This window comes from Streptomyces sp. JNUCC 64, from assembly GCF_054484115.1.
Map to the genome: position 1 here is coordinate 3,198,221 of NZ_CM137015.1, position 18,185 is coordinate 3,216,405.

The 18,185-nt window shown below is 74.2% G+C and carries 17 protein-coding genes and 1 pseudogene; 9 read left to right on the plus strand and 9 right to left on the minus strand.

Annotated elements, in window-relative coordinates:
- Positions 1 to 186: 186 nt before the first annotated feature.
- The 6 genes from ACVWNX_RS12945 to ACVWNX_RS12970 all read left to right on the plus strand — a co-directional run bounded on the left by ACVWNX_RS12945 (position 187) and on the right by ACVWNX_RS12970 (position 3,443).
- Positions 187 to 921, plus strand: a complete 735-nt coding sequence (locus tag ACVWNX_RS12945; RefSeq protein ID WP_454414068.1) for a GntR family transcriptional regulator — start codon at positions 187 to 189, stop codon at positions 919 to 921.
- Between the two features lie 254 nt (positions 922 to 1,175).
- Positions 1,176 to 1,331 (plus strand): hypothetical protein, encoded by a 156-nt coding sequence (locus ACVWNX_RS12950; RefSeq protein WP_454414069.1) that lies wholly within the window; start codon positions 1,176 to 1,178, stop codon positions 1,329 to 1,331.
- A 274-nt stretch (positions 1,332 to 1,605) separates the two neighbouring features.
- On the plus strand, positions 1,606 to 2,046 hold the full coding sequence (locus tag ACVWNX_RS12955; RefSeq protein WP_454414070.1) for a hypothetical protein: 441 nt from the start codon (positions 1,606 to 1,608) through the stop codon (positions 2,044 to 2,046).
- Positions 2,043 to 2,810 carry a radical SAM protein gene (locus tag ACVWNX_RS12960; RefSeq protein WP_454414071.1) on the plus strand — a complete coding sequence of 256 codons (768 nt, stop codon included), beginning with the start codon at positions 2,043 to 2,045 and terminating at the stop codon, positions 2,808 to 2,810. The genes ACVWNX_RS12955 and ACVWNX_RS12960 overlap by 4 nt, the downstream gene beginning before the upstream one ends.
- An 88-nt stretch (positions 2,811 to 2,898) precedes the next feature.
- Positions 2,899 to 3,249: a hypothetical protein gene (locus ACVWNX_RS12965; RefSeq protein WP_454414072.1), complete on the plus strand. Its 351-nt coding sequence runs from the start codon at positions 2,899 to 2,901 to the stop codon at positions 3,247 to 3,249.
- Positions 3,246 to 3,443, plus strand: a complete 198-nt coding sequence (locus ACVWNX_RS12970) for a hypothetical protein (RefSeq protein WP_454414073.1) — start codon at positions 3,246 to 3,248, stop codon at positions 3,441 to 3,443. Before ACVWNX_RS12965 ends, ACVWNX_RS12970 begins: the two co-directional genes overlap by 4 nt.
- A 15-nt stretch (positions 3,444 to 3,458) precedes the next feature.
- On the opposite strand, the gene ACVWNX_RS12975 is transcribed toward ACVWNX_RS12970, so the two are convergent.
- Positions 3,459 to 4,220, minus strand: coding sequence for an ArsR/SmtB family transcription factor (locus ACVWNX_RS12975; RefSeq protein ID WP_454414074.1), 762 nt, complete (start codon positions 4,218 to 4,220; stop codon positions 3,459 to 3,461).
- Between the two features lie 65 nt (positions 4,221 to 4,285).
- Here ACVWNX_RS12975 and ACVWNX_RS12980 point away from each other — a divergent pair, with 65 nt between their 5' ends.
- Positions 4,286 to 4,948, plus strand: coding sequence for a flavin reductase family protein (locus ACVWNX_RS12980; protein ID WP_454414075.1), 663 nt, complete (start codon positions 4,286 to 4,288; stop codon positions 4,946 to 4,948).
- A 77-nt stretch (positions 4,949 to 5,025) separates the two neighbouring features.
- Here ACVWNX_RS12980 and ACVWNX_RS12985 read toward each other — a convergent pair whose 3' ends face one another.
- Positions 5,026 to 5,844 (minus strand): trans-aconitate 2-methyltransferase, encoded by an 819-nt coding sequence (locus tag ACVWNX_RS12985; protein ID WP_454414076.1) that lies wholly within the window; start codon positions 5,842 to 5,844, stop codon positions 5,026 to 5,028.
- A 97-nt stretch (positions 5,845 to 5,941) separates the two neighbouring features.
- On the opposite strand from ACVWNX_RS12985, the gene ACVWNX_RS12990 reads away from it, so the two are divergent.
- On the plus strand, positions 5,942 to 6,439 hold the full coding sequence (locus tag ACVWNX_RS12990) for a MarR family winged helix-turn-helix transcriptional regulator (protein WP_454414077.1): 498 nt from the start codon (positions 5,942 to 5,944) through the stop codon (positions 6,437 to 6,439).
- Between the two features lie 327 nt (positions 6,440 to 6,766).
- Here the strand turns inward: ACVWNX_RS12990 and ACVWNX_RS12995 are convergent, their stop codons facing one another.
- The 7 genes and pseudogenes from ACVWNX_RS12995 to ACVWNX_RS13025 all read right to left on the minus strand — a co-directional run bounded on the left by ACVWNX_RS12995 (position 6,767) and on the right by ACVWNX_RS13025 (position 17,330).
- Positions 6,767 to 7,531: a response regulator transcription factor gene (locus ACVWNX_RS12995; RefSeq protein WP_454414078.1), complete on the minus strand. Its 765-nt coding sequence runs from the start codon at positions 7,529 to 7,531 to the stop codon at positions 6,767 to 6,769.
- Positions 7,532 to 7,991: 460 nt separating this feature from the next.
- Positions 7,992 to 9,167, minus strand: a complete 1,176-nt coding sequence (gene galK / locus ACVWNX_RS13000; protein WP_454414741.1) for a galactokinase — start codon at positions 9,165 to 9,167, stop codon at positions 7,992 to 7,994.
- A 93-nt stretch (positions 9,168 to 9,260) separates the two neighbouring features.
- Positions 9,261 to 10,217 (minus strand): annotated as a pseudogene (galE, locus tag ACVWNX_RS13005) (UDP-glucose 4-epimerase GalE); the annotation flags it as partial.
- A 218-nt stretch (positions 10,218 to 10,435) separates the two neighbouring features.
- Complete coding sequence (galT, locus tag ACVWNX_RS13010) at positions 10,436 to 11,482, minus strand: galactose-1-phosphate uridylyltransferase (RefSeq protein ID WP_454414079.1); 1,047 nt, start codon at positions 11,480 to 11,482, stop codon at positions 10,436 to 10,438.
- Between the two features lie 960 nt (positions 11,483 to 12,442).
- A complete protein-coding gene (locus tag ACVWNX_RS13015; RefSeq protein WP_454414080.1) occupies positions 12,443 to 13,156 on the minus strand; it encodes a helix-turn-helix transcriptional regulator in 714 nt (237 codons plus the stop codon).
- A 389-nt stretch (positions 13,157 to 13,545) separates the two neighbouring features.
- On the minus strand, positions 13,546 to 15,708 hold the full coding sequence (locus tag ACVWNX_RS13020) for an outer membrane protein assembly factor BamB family protein (protein WP_454414081.1): 2,163 nt from the start codon (positions 15,706 to 15,708) through the stop codon (positions 13,546 to 13,548).
- A 197-nt stretch (positions 15,709 to 15,905) separates the two neighbouring features.
- Positions 15,906 to 17,330: an outer membrane protein assembly factor BamB family protein gene (locus ACVWNX_RS13025; protein WP_454414082.1), complete on the minus strand. Its 1,425-nt coding sequence runs from the start codon at positions 17,328 to 17,330 to the stop codon at positions 15,906 to 15,908.
- Between the two features lie 168 nt (positions 17,331 to 17,498).
- On the opposite strand from ACVWNX_RS13025, the gene ACVWNX_RS13030 reads away from it, so the two are divergent.
- Positions 17,499 to 18,035, plus strand: coding sequence for a hypothetical protein (locus tag ACVWNX_RS13030; protein WP_454414083.1), 537 nt, complete (start codon positions 17,499 to 17,501; stop codon positions 18,033 to 18,035).
- Positions 18,036 to 18,185 lie beyond the last annotated feature (150 nt).

The following is an 18,185-nucleotide window of genomic DNA, read 5'->3' on the forward strand; positions in this document are numbered from 1 at the left end:
GCCCGGCCCATGCCCGGGGCATCGGCTTCGCAGGTGGGCGAGTCCGTTCCGGCCCGAGGCTGTGTTGTTCACCCCGCTCCCCGTATCCGCTCGTGTCCGGGATACCGGCTTGGTTCCCTCCCCGGCAGTGCGGCACCATGACCTACTGGACAAGTCAACTGGCCAACCATCAAGGGGCATCCGAGCATGGCACTGCCGAAGTACGAACAGATCGCGGCTGAGATCCGGGGCCGCATCGTGCGGGGCGAGCTCAACGCGGGTGACAGCCTGCCGAGCGAACGCGAGATGACGGACCGGTGGAGCGTCTCCCGCCCGACGATCGTCCGGGCACTCCAGGTCCTCCGGCAGGAGGGTCTGATCGCCTCCCGTCAGGGCGTCGGAACCACGGTTCAGCCGAGGGTGCCGCTGGCGCGCAGCGCGGGCGAGCGGTACCAGACCGCCGTGGCGACGGGGAACATCTACACGGCGGGCGAGTACGCCGAGATCCTCGTGGCGGAGCTCACCGAGGCGCCGGAACACGTCGCCACTGCCCTCGGAGTCGAGGCCGGGGCGAGCGTCGTACGCCGCCAGCGCGTCACCCGCGAGGGCGACAAGGCTTCGGCCATGTCCACCTCGTGGTTCACGACCGAGGTGGCCGACGCCGCGCCTCGGCTGTTGCAGCGGGAGCGGGTGCGGGAGGGCACCACCCGCTATGTGGAAATGCAGACCGGCCGACGACCGCAAACGGGACGCGACTGGTGGACGGCACGGCTCGCCACCGACGATGAGCTGCGCGTTCTGGGGCTCACCGGGCCAGAGGCAGTCGCCGAGGTGCGGCACATCTCCTACGACTCGGACGGCAAGCCGCTGGCCTACGAGGTGGGCGTGACACCCTCCGGGCGATGGGCGCGGACCGAGGAGTACGCCATGCGGTCGGAGTGACCGGGTCTGGCTGAAAATACGTCATCACACCCAACAACCCCTGTTTCGGCAGGGGTTGTTTTCATTTGCCTTCCTTGACTGGACAGGTCAACCGGTGGAATGGTCCACCTGTCCAGCTCTCGCAGAAGGGTGGGAACCCATGAAGCAAGCGTCGAAGGCGATGCGGAGAGACGGGGGCGCACGTCATGTGCGGTGACGAACTCGCGATTGGTGGCCTCGCGTTCGACAGCGTGCGTGGGGTGGTGGGAAGGGTCATGGACATCACCTGGGGTCCGGTCTATCTCCGCCCGCCCGGCGGTGGGGTCGAGTGGACGGCGCGTCGCGAGGACGTGCGTCCGGCGACGGTCCTGGACCAGATCCGCCCCGCGCTGAACGAACTGAACCTTCACAGCAGTCGGGGAGGTGTGTAGCCGTGAGCAGGCGGTTTCGCCATACCGAGTGGAGCCTGCGGCGGTTGGAGTTCTGGGGCGCGAGCGCGTATGCGCAGTGCGTTTCCGGTAGCCCCCAGTGCGACGCGATCCCGCCGCCCGGTCCGGAGTTCCGTACGGCCGAGGGTGCGGCGCGGTGGATGGAGGTTCACTTCCAGCAGACGGGTCATCGCCGGTTCGACCGGGCACTGTTCGAGACGGTCCAGTGGGACCCGCCGGAGGACGTCGACCCGAGTACCTTGCCAGGGGTCACGACGTGAGCCAGCCTCCCGAGCCGTCGCCCCGGTACCTGGCCGAGGTGGTGGCCGAGTGGTCCTCGGTCTACGGGGACTGGGACACCCGGATGGTCCTCGGAACGTTCACCAGCCCCTACCCGGGACGGGCCCTGCGCTGGCTCCGCAGGCAGGCGGTGCGTATCGCTGACGGGCTCGACCCCGACCCGGACGTTGGGCCGATCCACCCGGACGCGCTGAACGAGATCCCTTTCCCGGACCACGAATTCCCCGGCGACGCGCCCACCCGCCTCCGCGCCTGGGCCCTGAGCGGGGACCACTCCCCCGCGATACGGCGGCTGCGCGACGGAGGCACCGTCCAAGTCGTCGCGGCGGAGTTCGGCGAGCGGTACGTCCTCACCGCCCGGCCCGACACCGTGACCGTAACCCCCAACCTTGACACAGTGACAAGGAACCGCCCATGACGCTGGTTGATGAACCGTCCCCGCCGCGAAGGGTGTTCGCGGGGATCAGTTCGCTGGAGCTGGAGATCACCGGGCGCTGCCCCAGGCACTGCGCGCACTGTCTGTCCGAGCCGGAGCCGTGGGCCGTGCCCGGGACGATGACGCCCGACGACTGGCGGCGCGTCATCACCGACGCCGCAGCTCTCGGCGTTCCGCACCTCCGGCTCATCGGTGGGGAGCCGACCCTCCACCCCCACTGGACCGACTTCGTGGACCTCGCGTTGTCGTCGGGGATGACCGTCGAGCTGTACACCGACCTCGTCCACGTCCGGGACGGGTGGTGGGAGCTGCTCACCCGGCCCGGGATCGGTGTCACCACCGGGTACCACAGTGACTCCGCCCACCAGCACGACCACCTCACCGGGCACCCCGGCAGCCATAGCGACACCCGGCACAACATCCGCAAAGCCGTCCAGCGCGGCGTCCGGCTCCGGGCCCGGATCACCGACACCTTCCACGGCCAGCGCATCCGCTGGGCCCGCGCCGACCTCACGAACCTCGGCGTCACCCGCGTCGCCATCGACCGCGCCTGGGGCGAAGGGCGGGACGCGCCACCCGGACCGGGGCTGGACGAGACCTACGCCCATCACGCGCGGGGCCGTCTCACCGTCCAGCCCAACGGCAACCTCACCGGCTGCCCGCTCTCCCCCGACACCCCCACCGGCAACCTCCGGCGGACCCCGCTCGCCGCACTCCTCGACGGTCACCGCCGAGCACTCACCTGACCCACCACACACGAACGCCCCGAGCGGACCGCTCGAACGGTCCACCCGGGGCTCCGCCAAGACAGCTTGCATAGGAGCTGACCGACGTATGCGCGATCGTATCGCCCGTGCCCTCGTACGGGTGCTCGCACGCCTGCCGCTGACCCGCCGGGTCCGTCCCGGACGGCACACCGCCGACCACCTCGCCCGACCCGAACCCCGGCCCGTCCCCGTATCCATCCCCACCCCCGAACCGGACCCCTGGCGGCGGCCCTGGACCGGTCCCAGCTCAGCCGAAGCACTCGCCGTCTTCCGCGCCGAAGAAGCCCGGTACCTGTCTCCGGAGCAACGCGAACGGTTCTACGCGACCGCCTTCGCGGAACGCGGCTACGACTACCCCTGCCTGGGAGAAGGCGTCCACCAGGCGCGGGCCCGGGCGGCCGGGACGGCCGCCGCGTGATCCGTGACGCCCTCCTCGACGGTCCGCCCGCCGAGACCGGTGCCCACTGCTACGTCTGCGGGTGCTGGACCACCGTTCCCGTCGTCATCGGGTACAGCGGGTCCGTCGCCCATCACGTCTGTCCCCGTCACGTCCTCGTCGCCGGGGGCGAGCGGGGCACCGGCCGGGCGCGCGGCACGTCCCCGGGGCGCTGACGACCGGTCCCGGGCCTACGGGGTGTCCGTCAGTCCCAGGTGGCGGGCCAGCGCCTCGCGTCCGGTGCTGGTGAGCCGGACGGCGCGGGTGGTGCCGACCCGGGTCACCCAGTCGGCTTGGAAGGCGTGGTGGCAGAGGGCGGCGCCCACCGCGCCCGCCAGGTGGGGACGGCGTTCCGTCCAGTCCTGGCAGGAGCGGACGGCCGGGCGGCGGGTGCCGGTGGCCGGGGAGGGGGCCGGGACGCCCAGTTCGCCGAGCCAGGCCGTACCGGCCGGGGTGAGGGTGAGGCCGTGCGTCCAGTCGAGCAGTCCGCGTTCGGTCATGGCGTCCGTGATGGCGACCCCGAGCGCCCCGGCCAGGTGGTCGTAGCAGGTGCGGGCCCGGGCGAGGGCGCGGCGGCGGCCGGACGCGGAGAGGGAGGCGGGAGCCGTCGCCGCCGTCACCGTCATCGCGTCGGCGAGGGCGGCCAGGCGTTCGACCAGTTCGGCCACCTCCGGCCCGGCCAGCCGGACGTGACGGTGACGGCCCTGGCGTTCCTCGGTCAGCAGACCGGCGCCGACCAGGGAGTTGAGGTGTTCGGTGGCGGTCGAGCGGGCGACTCCGGCGTGCCGGGCGAGGTCGCCCGCCGTCCAGGCCCGGCCGTCGAGCAGCGCCAGGCAGAAGGCCGCGCGGGTGCGGTCCGCGAGGAGCGCGGCGATGCCCGCGAGGCCCCGTCCGTCGTCGCCGTGCGGCCCGTTCCCGCTCCGGGGGCCCCTGTCCGTCTCGTCCCTGTTCACGTCGTTCATGCTCGCACGCGGACGGTTCGGCAGTGGCCGAACCGTCCGCGTCCTACGGTCGCCGCATGAACACCGCGACGATCCGGTCCGAGCACACCGGAAGCCATCTGACCATCACCCCGAGCATCCTCTACTTCGGCACCCCCGTGGTGCTGCTGACCACCGAGAACCCCGACGGCACGTACAACCTGGCGCCGATCTCCTCGGCGTGGGCCCTGGGGCGGGTGGTGGTCATGGGGCTGGGGAAGGAGGGCCGGACCGGAGCGAACCTGGCGGAGCGGCCGGAGCTGGTGATCAACCTGCCCCGGCCCTCGCAGTGGGCCGCCGTCGAACGGCTCGGCGGTCTCACCGGACGGCCGCCGGTGGCCGGGAGCGGTCCGGGGCGGGCGCGCTACGAGCCGGACAAGTTCACGGCGGCCGGTCTGCGGGCGCAGCCGTCGCGGACGGTGCGACCGCCCCGGGTGGCCGAGTGCCCGATCCAGTTGGAGGCCCGGGCCTCCCGGGTCGGGGACGACAGCGACGGCGACTTCCTGATCGTCGAGGCCCGGGTGCTGGCGGTGCACGCCGACCCGGAGCTGGTGGTGCCGGGAACCCAGCACATCGAGCCGGGGGCGTGGAGTCCGTTGATCTACAACTTCCGGCACTACTTCGGGCTCGGGCCCGAACTGGGCCACAGCGGGAGGTCCGAGACCCCGCGCCCCGCGCCGGGGAGGGCCGGGAGGGGCTGAGCGCGTGGCGCCGCTCCTCGCGTCGGCCCCCGGCCTCCCGGCCCGCCTGGCATCCGGGGCCCGGCGGCCTCCGGCGGTCAGGCGCGGCGGGCGACCACGAAGATCCGGCGGAACGGGAGGACCGTGCCGTACGGGGCGGCCGGGTACGCCGCGCGGAGGGCGGTGCGGTACTCGTCCAGGAAGGCGTCCCGGGCGGGCGGGTCGCCTGCCAGGGCGGCGAGGACGGGGCGCAGCCCGGTACCCATGACCCAGTCGAGGACCGGGTCCTCCCCGGTCAGCACGTGCGCGTAGGTGGTCTCCCAGGCGTCCACCTCGCAGCCGAGGCGGGCGAGGACGTCCAGGTACGCGGCGGGCTCGTGCACCGCGTCGCCGTGGCGCAGCACCCCGTGGAGGCGGTCCCGCCAGCGGGGGCCGTCGGCCACCTCGCGGAGCAGGACGTGGCTGGGCGCGCCGAAGTTGCCGGGGACCTGGAAGGCGAAGGTGCCGCCGGGCGCCAGGCCCGCGATCCAGTCGGCGAACCGGTCGGTGTGGCCGGGCACCCACTGGAGCAGCGCGTTGCTGATGATCACGTCGTAGGGCTCGGCCGGGTCGGGGGACCACCGCTCCGCGTCGGCGTGGGCGAAGTCGAGGGTGCCGCCCCCGGCGGTGGGTCCGGCGAGCGCGGCGGCCCGGTCGAGCATCTCGGGCGAGTTGTCGTATCCGGTGATCCGCGCGGCGGGCCAGCGGTCGGCGAGCAGGGTGGTGACGTTGCCGGGGCCGCAGCCGAGGTCCGCGACGCGGAGGGGCCCGGCGACGGACGGTTCGGGCACCCGGGCGAGCAGGTCCACGAAGGCCCGGCCGCGGTGGTCCGCGTGGCGCAGGTACTGGCGCGGGTCCCAGACGGGGGCGGCGGGCATGACGACCTCCTCGCGGAGCGGCGGACCGTCCCCCGCGCCACCAGCCTATCTTGACATCAAGAGACTTCACATCGACAGACCTACTACACTGATCGCCATGGAGGACGAGGTCGATCGGCTGGTCGCGGCGTGGCGCCGGGAGCGCCCCGATCTCGACGTGGAACCCCTCGAAGTGCTCAGCCGGGTGAGCCGGCTGGCCCGGCACCTCGACCGGGCGCGCAGACTCGCTTTCGCGGAACACCACCTGGAGCCCTGGGAGTTCGACGTCCTCACGTCACTGCGCCGGGCCGGTTCCCCCTATCAGCTGTCGCCGGGGCAACTGCTGACGCAGACGCTGGTCACCTCGGGCACGATGACCAACCGCATCGACCGGCTCACCAAGAAGGGCCTCGTGGAGCGGCTGCCCGACCCCACGGACCGGCGCGGTGTCCTCGTCCGGCTGACGTCCGAGGGGCGGGACCGCGCCGACCTGGCGCTGTCCGGCCTCCTCGACCAGGAGCGGGCGATCCTCTCGGAGCTGTCCCGCGCCCAGCGCGCCGAGCTGGCCGCGCTGCTGCGCCAGCTCACCGCCCCGTTCGACAACATCCCCGGCTGACCGTCACCCGGCGGTTCCCGGGGCTACGGCCGCTATGGCCGCTACGGCGGTTATCCGCGGCTTCGTGGCTTCGCGGCTCCCCGTCCGGGCGGCCGGGCCCGCGCCGATCCGGCGGGCGGTGCGATCCGGAGCCCTGCGATACGGGACCCCTGCGATCCGGAACCCCCTGCGATCCGGGCCCGCTGATCGGACGGCTCTTCCGATCAGGCGGTCCCGTCCCCGCCCCCGTCCGGGTGGCCCCGGCCGGGACCTGGCCCGGAGCGGGACGGGACCCGGGCGCGACAGGACGGGACCGGCCCGGAACAGGGCCCGGCCCGGGCGGGTCGGTCAGGAAGCGGCCTCCAGGTCGACCGGGCCCACGCCCGCCCGCCGGGCCAGGGCCACCGCCGCGAGGGTGCTGTGCACCCCCAGCTTGCCGAGCACGTTCTGCATATGGGTGCGCACGGTGTGCGGGGACAGGAACAGCCGCTCCGCGACCGCCTTGCGGCCGAGCCCCGCGACCATGCAGCGCAGCACCTCCCGCTCGCGCGGGGTGAGCGACTCGACCAGCCGTTCGCTCTCCGTGCGGTGCTTGCGGGCGGCCGTCAGCTCCCGCAGCACGCCCGTGAGCAGCGCGGGCGGCAGATGTGTCTCGTCCCGGAGCACGCCCCGGATGACGTTCAGCAGCCGGGACAGCGAGCAGTCTTTGGCGACCCAGCCACCGGCTCCGGCCTGGAGCGCCTGGGCCGCGCGTCTCGGGTCGTCCTTCTCGGCGAGCACCACCGTGCGGACGCCGGGCTGGGCCTGCCGTACGGCGGCGACGAGGGAGATCCCGTCGGCCGCCGGGCCACCGCCGCCGTCGGAGCCGTTGTCGGCGACCACGGCGGGCCGGGCCCCGGGCAGCACGCCCACGGCCGCCGCGCCCAGGTCGGCGTCGACCAGCAGGACGTCGAACCGGCGCCCGTCGGCCACCGCGCGGTCGAGGCAGCGCAGGGCCGCCGGACCGCTTCCCGCCGCCGACACCTCGACGTCGGGCTCGGCGGCCAGTGCCGCCGCGAGCGACTCGGCGAAGATGCGATGGTCGTCGACGACCAGCACTCGGATACGAACCACAGAAAACCCCCTTCGGGGGACGGCCTGAACGATGCGGCACCCAAGGGGAACCCGGACCCGGTCGGTCCGGGCACGGGACGCCGCAGCCGCACGGCCGCCGCCGTGCCTTGGACTGCTACCCCCGCCTCGGGCGTCGTACCCGACTGTCGCCCCTTGATCCGCGTCGGCCCCCACCGACGCTGCCCATCAGGGTAAGGCCGCCGGGCGGGAGGGGAAGCCGATTTGGAGAACTGTTTGACCTCGCCGTTTAACGCGGGCCTGATGTTTCGTATTGAGACAGAAGTCGACAAATCGCAAGGTGACCGTTCGTCAGGACGATCACGGGGGTGCGGTGTTGGGGGCGTCCGGCGGGGCCGTCCGTCGGACGGGCCCGGGCTGCGGGGACCCGGGCTACGGGGCCCGGGCTACGGGGCCCGGGCTACGGGGCCCGGGCTGCGAGCGGGCCGTGGGGCGGGGCGGGTCAGCGGAGGCGGCGGGCGCCCGGGGACGGGGTCGCCTCGAAGACCCGGGGGGCGGTGTACCCGGCGCGGGCGAAGGCGGACCGTACGGCTTCGGTGACCCGGTCCGCGTCGGCCACCTCGGTGAGGACCACCGCCGAGCCGCCGAACCCGCCTCCGGTCATCCGCGCGCCGAGGGCGCCCGCCGTCTCCGCCGCGCTCACCACGAGGTCCAGTTCCGGGCAGGAGACCCGTAGGTCGTCCCTGAGGGAGCGGTGGCCCTCGCTGAGGACGGGGCCGAGCGCGCGCAGCGCCCCGGGAGTGCCCTCGGTGAGCAGGGCGGCGGTCTCCGCGACCCGTCGGCCGTCCCCGACCACGTGCCGGACGCAGCGGCGCACCCGCTCGTCGGTGAGGCGCGCGAGGGCCTCGGGGAGCGTGTCGTGGGGAACGTCGCGCAGATGGGAGACGCCCAGTTCCCGCGCGCCCTTCTCGCACGCCGCGCGCCGGTCGGCGTACGCCCCGTCGCCGAGGGAGTGCCGCACCCGGGTGTCCACCACCAGCAGCCGCAGTCCGTGCGCGCCGGGGTCGAAGGGGATCGGCGTCACGGTCAGGTCCCGGCAGTCCAGGTGCAGCACATGGCCGGGCTCGCCGCACGCGGACGCCATCTGGTCCATGATCCCGCAGGGCACGCCCACGTAGGCGTTCTCGGCGCGGCGCGCGAGCCGGGCGAGCGACGGCCGGTCGAGCCCCAGTCCGTACAGCGCGTCCAGGGCGAGGGCGGTGGCCACCTCCAGGGCGGCGGACGAGGAGAGCCCCGCGCCCGTCGGGACGGTGGACGCGAAGTGGAGGTCCGCGCCCCCGAGGACGGCGGTGTGCCCGGCGTCCGCGAGCGCCCACAGCACCCCGGCGGGGTAGGCCGTCCAGCCCTCGTGGCCGTCGCCCGGGGCGAGTTCGGCGGCGCGGCGTTCCACGGGGGGCTCGGCGGGGTCGGGTGCCCCGGCCGAGTGCAGCGCGAGGACCCCGTCGGTGCGCCGGGCCGCCGCGACGACCACCGTGTGCGGCAGGGCGAGCGGCATCACGAACCCCTCGTTGAAGTCCGTGTACTCCCCGATGAGGTTGACCCGGCCGGGCGCCGCCCACACCCCTTCGGGGGCCCGCCCGTACAGGGCCTCGAAGGTCCGCGCGACGGCTTCGGGCACGGGTGCGTGAGGCGCGTGCGTTACGGTGGCCGCTTCGGTGGCCGCTTCGGTGGCCGCTTCCGTGGCCGCTTCCGTGGGGCCGGACCCGGGAGTCGTGGCGCGGTGGGCGAACTCCCAGGCGTCCGCGACGATGTCCGCCAGGTCCGGGCGTTCGGGCCGCCAGCCTAGGCGTTCGCGGGCGGTGGCGGCGGAGGCGACGAGGACGGCCGGGTCGCCGGGGCGGCGCGGGCCCGGCACCTCGGGCACCGGGTGGCCGGTCACCTCGCGGACCGTCCGGATCACCTCGCGGACCGAGAAGCCGTTGCCGTTGCCGAGGTTGCAGATCAGGTGCTCGCCGGGGACGGCCGCGCCGAGGGCGAGCAGATGGGCCCGGGCCAGGTCGGTGACGTGGAGGTAGTCGCGGACGCAGGTGCCGTCGGGGGTGCGGTAGTCGTCGCCGTGGACGTGCACGGCGTCCCGTCCGCCCGACGCGACCTGGAGCACCAGCGGGATCAGATGGGACTCCGGGTCGTGGCGCTCGCCGTACAGGGTGCCGTCCGGGGCGCGGTGGGCCCCGGCCACGTTGAAGTACCGCAGGGAGACCGCCGCGAGGCCGTGCGCCGCCGTCTCGCCGCCGATCATGTGGTCGACGGCGAGCTTGGTCGCGCCGTAGGGACTGGTGGGGACGGTGGGGTCGGTCTCCGCGACGGGCGTCCGCACGGGTTCGCCGTAGGTGGCGGCGGTCGACGAGAAGACGAGCCGCCGCACGCCCGCGTCCCGCATCGCGGCGAGCAGCGCCATCGTGCCGCCGACGTTGTTCTCCCAGTACTTCTCCGGCCGGGCGACGGACTCCGCGACCTGTGAGGAGGCCGCGAAGTGCAGGACCCCGTCGTAGGAGCCGTCGAGCCAGCGGGCGGCGTCCTGGACGCGTCCCTCCACGAACGCGGCCCCGGCAGGGACCCCGGCCCGGAAGCCGGTGGACAGGTCGTCCAGGACGGTCACCCGGTGCCCGGCGGCCAGCAGCAGCGCGGTGACCGCACCGCCGATGTACCCGGCGCCCCCGGTGACCAGGTAGCGGCCGGGGGGCGGGGCCGCCCCACCGTCTCCCTGCCGGTCCCGCGCCTGGTCCGGGCATCGGCGCTGTGCCTGGTCGGGATCCTGGCCCTGTACCTGCGCCTGGTCCGGGCCTTGACGCTGTGCCCGCGCCTGTTCCGGGCCTCGGCCCTGTGCCTGGTCCGGGCCCTGGTCCTGGGCCGGGTGCTGGTCCTGTCCTCGGTTCCGGTCCGGGGTCACCCGTCCGCCGCCTCTCGCAGTCTGCGGGCCGCCTCCTCCGGCGGCACGTCGTTGATGAACACGCTCATACCGGATTCGGAACCGGCGAGGAACTTCAGCTTGCCCGTGGTGCGGCGGACGGTGAACAACTCCAGGTGGAGCGCGAAGTCGTCCCGCTCCCCGGGCGCGGTGAACGGCGCCTGGTGCCAGGCGGCGACGTACGGGGTCGGCGGCGCGTCGGGGCCGAAGAGGCGGTCGAAGCGGCGCAGCAGGTCCAGGTAGACCCGGGGGAAACCGGCGCGGGCGGCGTCGTCCAGGGCGGTCAGGTCGGGGACCCGGCGCCGGGGGTAGAGGTGCACCTCGTAGGGCCAGTGCGCGGCGTGCGGGACGAAGGCGGCCCAGTCGTCGGTCTCCAGCACCATCCGGGAGCCGTCGGCGCGTTCCCGGGCGAGGACGTCGTCGAAGAGGTTGCGGCCGGTGGCGGCGCGGTGCCGGGCGGTGGACCGCAGCATCCGGGCGGTGCGGGGGGTGGTGAAGGGGTACGCGTAGATCTGGCCGTGCGGATGGCCGAGGGTGACGCCGATCTCGGTGCCCCGGTTCTCGAAGCAGAAGACCTGCTCCACCGAGTCCAGCGCGGCCAGTTCGGCGGTCCGGTCGGTCCAGGCGTCGAGGACCAGGGCGGCCCGCTCGTCGCTGAGGTCCGCGAACCGGGCGCCGTGGTCGGGGGTGAAGCAGACCACCTCGCAGCGTCCGGCGTCCCCGGCGAGGGAGGGGAAACGGTTCTCGAAGACGACGACGTCGTAGGAGCTGTCCGGGATCTCGGTGGGCCGGTCGCCGGTGGAGGGGCACAGCGGGCACTCGTCGGCGGGCGGGAGGTGGGTCCGGTCCTGGCGGTGCGAGGCGATGACGACGTGGTCGTCGAGCAGGGGGTCGTGGCGGATCTCGGAGGCGGTCGCGACGGCCGCCGGGGGGCGGGGGTCGCTGGTCACACGGACCGTGTCGGCCCGGCTGTCGTAGTAGATGAGCTCCCGGCCGTCGGCCAGCCGGGTCGACGTCTTCTTCACTGCGGCGCTCCTCGTCGGCGGCCCTGCCGAGCCCCGAGTGATCCAACAGAATTCAACACAATAAACCATGGGGTCAACGGGAGCGTCAAGGGAGAGGCGGATTTAGGTCACCATAATCAAACAACTGTGAGAAGACGGGGGGTGGAGTGACAGGGGCTCAGAGCCTCGGGCCGCCTGCGGACGCGGTGTCGCGACGGGGGCGGGAGGGTCTTCGTCCGGGACCGGCGGGGGCTCCGGACAAGTCCCGGACGGACGCGTGGACGGACGCGCGGACGGGGCGTGTTCGAGGGGCGCCCGGGAGCGCGGAACCATGCCGTCCGGGCGCTCGCGCCGGGCTGAGCTGGGACTCTCCGTCGGGCTTCGCACGGCTGCCGATGCCCTCGCGGAGACATCGGGGCGCCTCGGTCGAACGGAAGGGCTTCCGGTCGCGGGACCACCCGGCCGGGTACGGCACCACCTCGCTCCCGGACGCGCGGAACCGTTTTCCCGGGTCCGGACCTCCGCCCGCCCGCACTTCCCCCGCCACCCCCACCCTCGAACGTCCACGCGAACGGATTCCGGGCGCGGTACCGCGTGGATGGGCGCGTGCGCCGGTTCGCGCGCCCCTGGCGTCACCCAACCGGAACGGACACCGGCCCGTGTGCCGGGGCGACGGAGACCACCGGGTACACGGGCCGGAGAACCGGGAAACGGAACGGGCGTCACACACCGGCGGGCGTCGGCTCGGCGGGCACCGGACACCAGCCGGTGCGGGACCGGCAGGCGTCAGACGGGCGGATGCCGGACCGGTCGGCGTCAAGCCAACCGGTGCCGAACCTGCGGGCGCCAGGCCAGCGGGCGCCGAACCGGTGGGCGTCAGGCCAGCAGGCGTCAGGCCAGCAGACACCGGACCCGCGGGCGCCAGACCAGCGGAAGCCGAACCTGCGGGCGCCGGACCAGCGGGCGCCGGACCCGCGGGTGTCAGAGCCCGGAGGTGCCCGGCTGGAGCGTCGCCCCGCGCGAGGGGGCGACCGGTCCGGCCCGGTCGAGGAGTCCGGTGCGTGCCGCGAGGGCCGCCGCCTCCAGCCGGGAGCCGACCCCGAGCTTCATCAGCACCCGCTGCACATGGGTGCGCGCCGTGGAGGGCGCGATGCCCATCCCCGCCGCGATCAGCCGGGTGTCCTCGCCGTCCGCGACCCGGACCAGCACCTCGACCTCACGGGGCGTCAGCATCTGGAGCAGCCGCTGGCCCTCGTCGTCGGGCTGCGCGGCCGGGTTCAGCAGCTCGCTGAACGCGCCCTGGAGCAGTTGCGGCGCCACCGCCGACTCGCCCGCGCGGGCCTTCATGATGGCCCGTTCGACGCCCTCGATCCGTTCGTCGTGCCGCACGTAACCGGAGGCTCCGGCGGCGAAGGCCGCCGCGATGCCCCGGGGCGACGGCACCGGCCCGAGGACCACCACCGCCACCTGCGGACGGTCCCGTTTGATGCGGACCACCGGATCGAAGACGCCCGGTTCCGCCGGGGCCGCGGTGCCCAGCAGACACACTTCCGGTGCCCGCGAGATCACCAGTTCCGCCGCACCCGCGGCGGGTGCCGCCGCGGCCAGGACCCGGTGGCCGCGCAGCTTCAGCGCGGAGGCGAGCGCCTCCGCGAGCAGCCTGTGATCATCGACCACCATGAGCCGCACACCCACAGTGTTACCCCCCACTTTCGCCGCCCGGTCCCCCACAGATCCGGACCCCCTGCCCTCGTCATCCGGAAGCTACACGCTTGTTCGACGGAACGTTGCCGTTACGGATGAGAAGCCGACGGTAATACCTCCGAGCGTGTCCCGACACCCGGTGCGCACGGACGACGGCGTCCCGGCGGCCCTCGACGCCCACGAGACCCGCCCCGGACCCTCCCACCCGGACCGGAACGCCCGAATCGCCCCGAACACCCGGTACGCACGGCGATGACTGTGCGCGGGTGCGCACCTCCGTGCGCCCCCATGACGCGCCTGAGCCCCCGTTCCCCGGCGGGTGGCCGGGGAACGGGGGCTCGGGCGGGTGGCGGTCCCGTGGACGCGGGGCGGCCGTCGGTTCAGCGGGTACCGAATCCCATCGCCAGATAGAGGTCGTCGTCCGAGCTGTACGGCTTCCTGACGTACAGCGCGCTCATGTAGAAGCGTCCGCCGCCGAAGACGTACTCCGCGTACTCCGGCATGAAGGACCGCTCGGGCTTGCGGGAGGACTCCTGGGAGGGGTTCTCCAGCAGGACGGTCTCCTTGAGCGTCTTCCCGTCGAGGCTGACGACCTGACCGCCCTTGTCGAACGGGGGCCGCTTGTAGGCGAGGACGTTGCCGCCGTCCATCCGGATCGGCGTCATGACGTAGCCGTCGCCCGCGTCGGCACGGGCGCCCACGAGCTTGCCGGTGTTCAGGTCGAAGGCGACGACCTCGTTGGTGTCGGTGAACTCCTTGGAGCCGTCGTGCTTCTCGGTCGGCAGGTAGAGCCGGTCGCCGCCGACCGCGACCAGCTTGCACTGCTCGACGCGGGTCGCGTCGCACCGGGCCGCGTACTTGTCGCCCTCGGCGGTGAACTTGGAGCGCAGCCGCCCGGTCTCCTCGTCGATGGCGAAGAAGTCGGAGATCCCGCTGCCGTCGCCCGCCGAGTCGCCCACGTCCGCCGCGACCACCAGGGGCTTGGTGGACACGACGCTCGCGTAGCTGATCCCGGTGGCCATCTTGTACGTGGACTTCGGCTTGCCGGTCTTCGGGTCCAGCTTCTGGATCTCCAGACGGCGGCTGTCGAAGCTGCCGCAGCGGCGGACCGCGACCAGGTTCTCCCCGCCCGCGTACCCCGCGTCGTAGCAGGACTCGCCGAGCTTGGGCGCCCACAGCTGGGCGCCGTCGGCGGCGGTCCAGGCCGCGCCGCCCGCCGAGCCGCCCGCCGCGACGGTGCCCCCGCCGATGGTGACCTCGTCGAAGGAGACGACCCGGTCGGCGGACTTGGCGGTCTTCGTCCACAGCAGCTTGCCGGTGTCGAGGTCCAGCACCGACACCTGGGTGCAGCCGTGGTAGCGCTTGGCCTTGGTGGGCATCGCGGGCTGGGCGATGACGGCGGTCGTGTTGTCGGCGGTGACGTGCCGGGACGCCGCGCAGACCGGGCCGGTCAGCTCGACCGTCCACCGCTTGTCGCCACCGGCCGGGTCGTAGCCGACGACCTCGGCGATCCCGGACTTGGCGTACACCTTGTCGGTGAGCCAGGAACCGGCGACGGTGATGCTGCTGTCGTCCTTGACGACCGGCGCGGCCACCTGGAACAGCGGCTTCGCCTTGGTGTTGGAGGGCGCCTCCTCCTTCGGGTCGCCGCCGGAGACGGCCGGAGCGCCGCCCCCGCCGGAGCCGGACCCGTCACCGCCCTTCTCACCCTTCCCGTCCTTGCCGTCCTTCTCGCCCGCCGAGGTGTTCTTGTCGCCGCCCTTGTCGTCGTCCTTGGACGACGAGTAGACGATGCCTCCGCCGACGATCAGCGCGATGACGAGGACCGCCGCGCCGACGATCAGCGCGATCGGGCCGCGTCCGCCGGACCGCCCGGACGGGGAGCCGACGGGCTGCGGGGCGGCGGGCACGGTGGGCGCCGCGTACTGCCCGTAGGGCTGCGGTCCCTGGCCGTACCCGGGCTGGCCGCCGGGGCCACCGGGCGCGCCCGGGTAGCCGTAGCCCTGGCCGGGCGGCTGACCGGGGGCGGCGCCGGGGTAGCCGTACCCCGGGGCGGCCGGGGCCTGCGGCTGGCCGAACGGGCCGGGCTGACCGAAGGCGCCAGGCTGACCCGGCTGCCCGAAGGCGCCCGGCTGCTGCGGCTGGCCGGGCTGACCGAACTGCCCCGGCTGGCCATACTCGGGTGCCTGCCCGGGCTGGCCGAACCCGCCGGGCTGGCCGAACTGCCCGGGCTGACCCGGCTGACCGGGCTGGCCCGGCTGCTGCGGGCCCGGATAGCCGTACCCCGGACCGGCCGGGGCTGCCGGAGCGGTCGGGGGCGCCGGAGGGCCGGGGGGCGCCGGGGGGCCGTAGCCGCCGGGCGGTGGGGGCGGGGGCGCGCCGAAGCCGCCCGGGGGCGGGTCCTGCGGGGCGCCGAACCCTCCGCCGGGCGGCGGCGGGTCCTGGGGCTTGCCGAAGCCCACGGGCGCGGCACCGCCCTGCTCGGGCGACGCGTTCCCGGGCTGTTCGCCCGGCGGGTCGGTCGGCTGGGACGGGTGGCTCATGACGTGTCTACCTCGTGAACGGGGACGACGGAATCGGGGGTGGGGGGGCGGGGAGGGGAGCGGTGGCACGGACGGGATCGCCGACCGGACCGGGAGCGGAGTCACGGACGCGGCCATGGACGCGGCCACGGGCGGGATCTCCGACGGAGGCGTGGGCGGGGTCATGGACGGGATCGCGGACGGGGTCGCGGACGGGGTCACGGGCCGAAGGCCAGCATCAGCTTCTGCTCGGCGCCGTTCTTGGTGCTCGTCAGCAGGGTGGAGGAGAGGTACAGACGGCCGTCCTCGTAGGCGAGCTGCCGCTGGAAGAAGCCGCGTTCCAGGGTGGCCGCCCCGCCGCCCGGGTTCTGGAGCAGCTTCTTCGGGGTGCCGCCGCCCACGGGGGTCGCGGTGACCGCGCCGCCCGCGTCGTAGGTGGGCTTCTCGTAGGAGATGACCTGGCCGTCCTCCACCCGCAGCGGGAGCAGGGTCCGGCCGCCGGTGGACTTGGCGCGCCACTTCTCCCGGCCGGTGTCCAGGTTGACGGCGATCATCTCGTTGGCGCCGTCACGGGCCTTGGACGGCAGGTAGAGGGTGTCGGCGTCGGAGGCCACACCGAGGCAGTCCTGGAGCTGGCGGTCGACGCCCGCCCAGCCGCACTCCGGCTCCGGCGGCTCCTTCAGGGAGAGCTGGGAGCGGACGGTGGGCGAACCGTCCTTCAGCGCGGTGATGTTCCACTGCTTCTTGTCGTCGTTGGTCAGGTGCAGCACCACCGGGTCCAGGGACAGCACCCGGCTGATCTTCCAGCCCTTGGGGAACGGCTTGGTCCAGCGCGCCTTGCCGGTGGCGGGGTCCAGTTCGCGCAGTTCGTCGCGGGCGTTGTCGCCCCCGGCACCGCACCCGGCGACGGTGAGCAGCTTGTCGCCCCCGGTGAAGGCGTCCGGGAAGCAGTCCCCGCCGTACTTGGGGAGGTCGAAGCGGCGCTTTCCGGTGCGGGCGTCGTAGCCCACGCCCGACATGGAGCGGCCGACGACCAGGGTGTCCCCGACGAGGTTCAGTGAGATGGACAGCGCGCTGTCGAACAGGTCGCCCTCGGACACCTTCGCCGTCCAGCCCCGGTCCCCGGTACGGAGGTCGATCTGCTGGAGCTGGTTGCACTTGGCGCGGCTGCTGACACCGCTCATGTAGGCGACGACGACCTTGTCGTCACGGGTGGTCTGCGGGGTCACCGCGCAGACCTTCTGCGGCAGGTCCACCGTCCAGCGGGGCGCTCCGGTGCGCGCGTCGTGACCGGTGACCTGCTTGTAGGCGGCCTTGGCGACGAGCCCGTCGGTGACCCACATGCCGGGGGCGTCGGCGCCGGAGCCGGGGACCTTGGGCGCGGGCCGGTACCACAGCACCTTGCCCTCGCCGTCCTTCCGGCCCTCGTTCAGCTCCCCGACGTCGACGGTGTCGGCACCGCCGTCGGCGCCGGTGCCGTCGCCCCGGTCCACGGAGGCGGACGGCGAGGGCTTCGGGTCGGTGCTCGCGCCCGCGACGGGTTCCTTCTCCGGCGGGTCGGCGGGTCCGTCGTCCCCGTCCCGCAGGGCGAGCACGGTGCCGCCGATGACGACGACCAGGGCGACCGCGGCGGCGACCGCCATCGCGGCCTTCCCCCGGAAGGGGTTCCGTCCGCCGGGGCCCGGGGACGGCTGCCCCGGCCCGCCGGGCGGCCCGTAGCCCCCGGCCCCGAACGGCTGCTGACCGTACGGGCCCGGCTGGCCGTACGGCTGCGGCGGGGCGTAGGGACCGGGCTGGCCGGGCTGCCCCGGGTGGCCGGGCTGCTGGCCGTACGGTCCCGGCTGGGCGTACGGACCGGGCTGGGCGTAGGGGCCCGGCTGTCCCAGCGGCTGCTGACCGTACGGGCCGTGCTGGCCCGGGTGGCCCGGCTGTCCGGGCTGCTGGGGTTGTCCGGGCTGGGCGTGCTGCGGGGGCTGGGCGTACGGGCCCGGGGCGCCGTACGGGCCCGGCTGCGGCGCGGGCTGTCCCGGCTGCGGCGCGTACGGGCCGCCGGCGGGCGGGCCCTGCGGGTAGCCGTACCCCGGCGCCGGGGGCGGAGACGGCGGCTGCGCGGGAAGCGCGGGCCCACCGGGTGCGTCAGGCGCACCGGACACAGCCGGGCCGGACCCCGCCGGACCGGACGCGGACGGACCGGGCCCGGGCGCACCGGACGGAGGCGGCGGGGGAACGGGCCCCGGCTGGCCGGAATCGTTCGGCGGCGGGCCGAAGCCCTCCGCGGGCGTGCGGTCCTCGGACGGCTGACTCATCAGCGCTCCCCCATGATGTGCCGCGCGCCTGGCGGTACGTGAACGTGCTCAGCTTCCGGTCTCGGTGGCTCTTTCTATCACCACGCGTCCCGGCGCTCCCGGGCCGGACAGCACCTGTGCCCAAGGGCGGACGGCCCTGTGATCCCCTTGTTACGCCCCCTTCACGCCCCCTCCGCGACCCGTGCGCCAGGT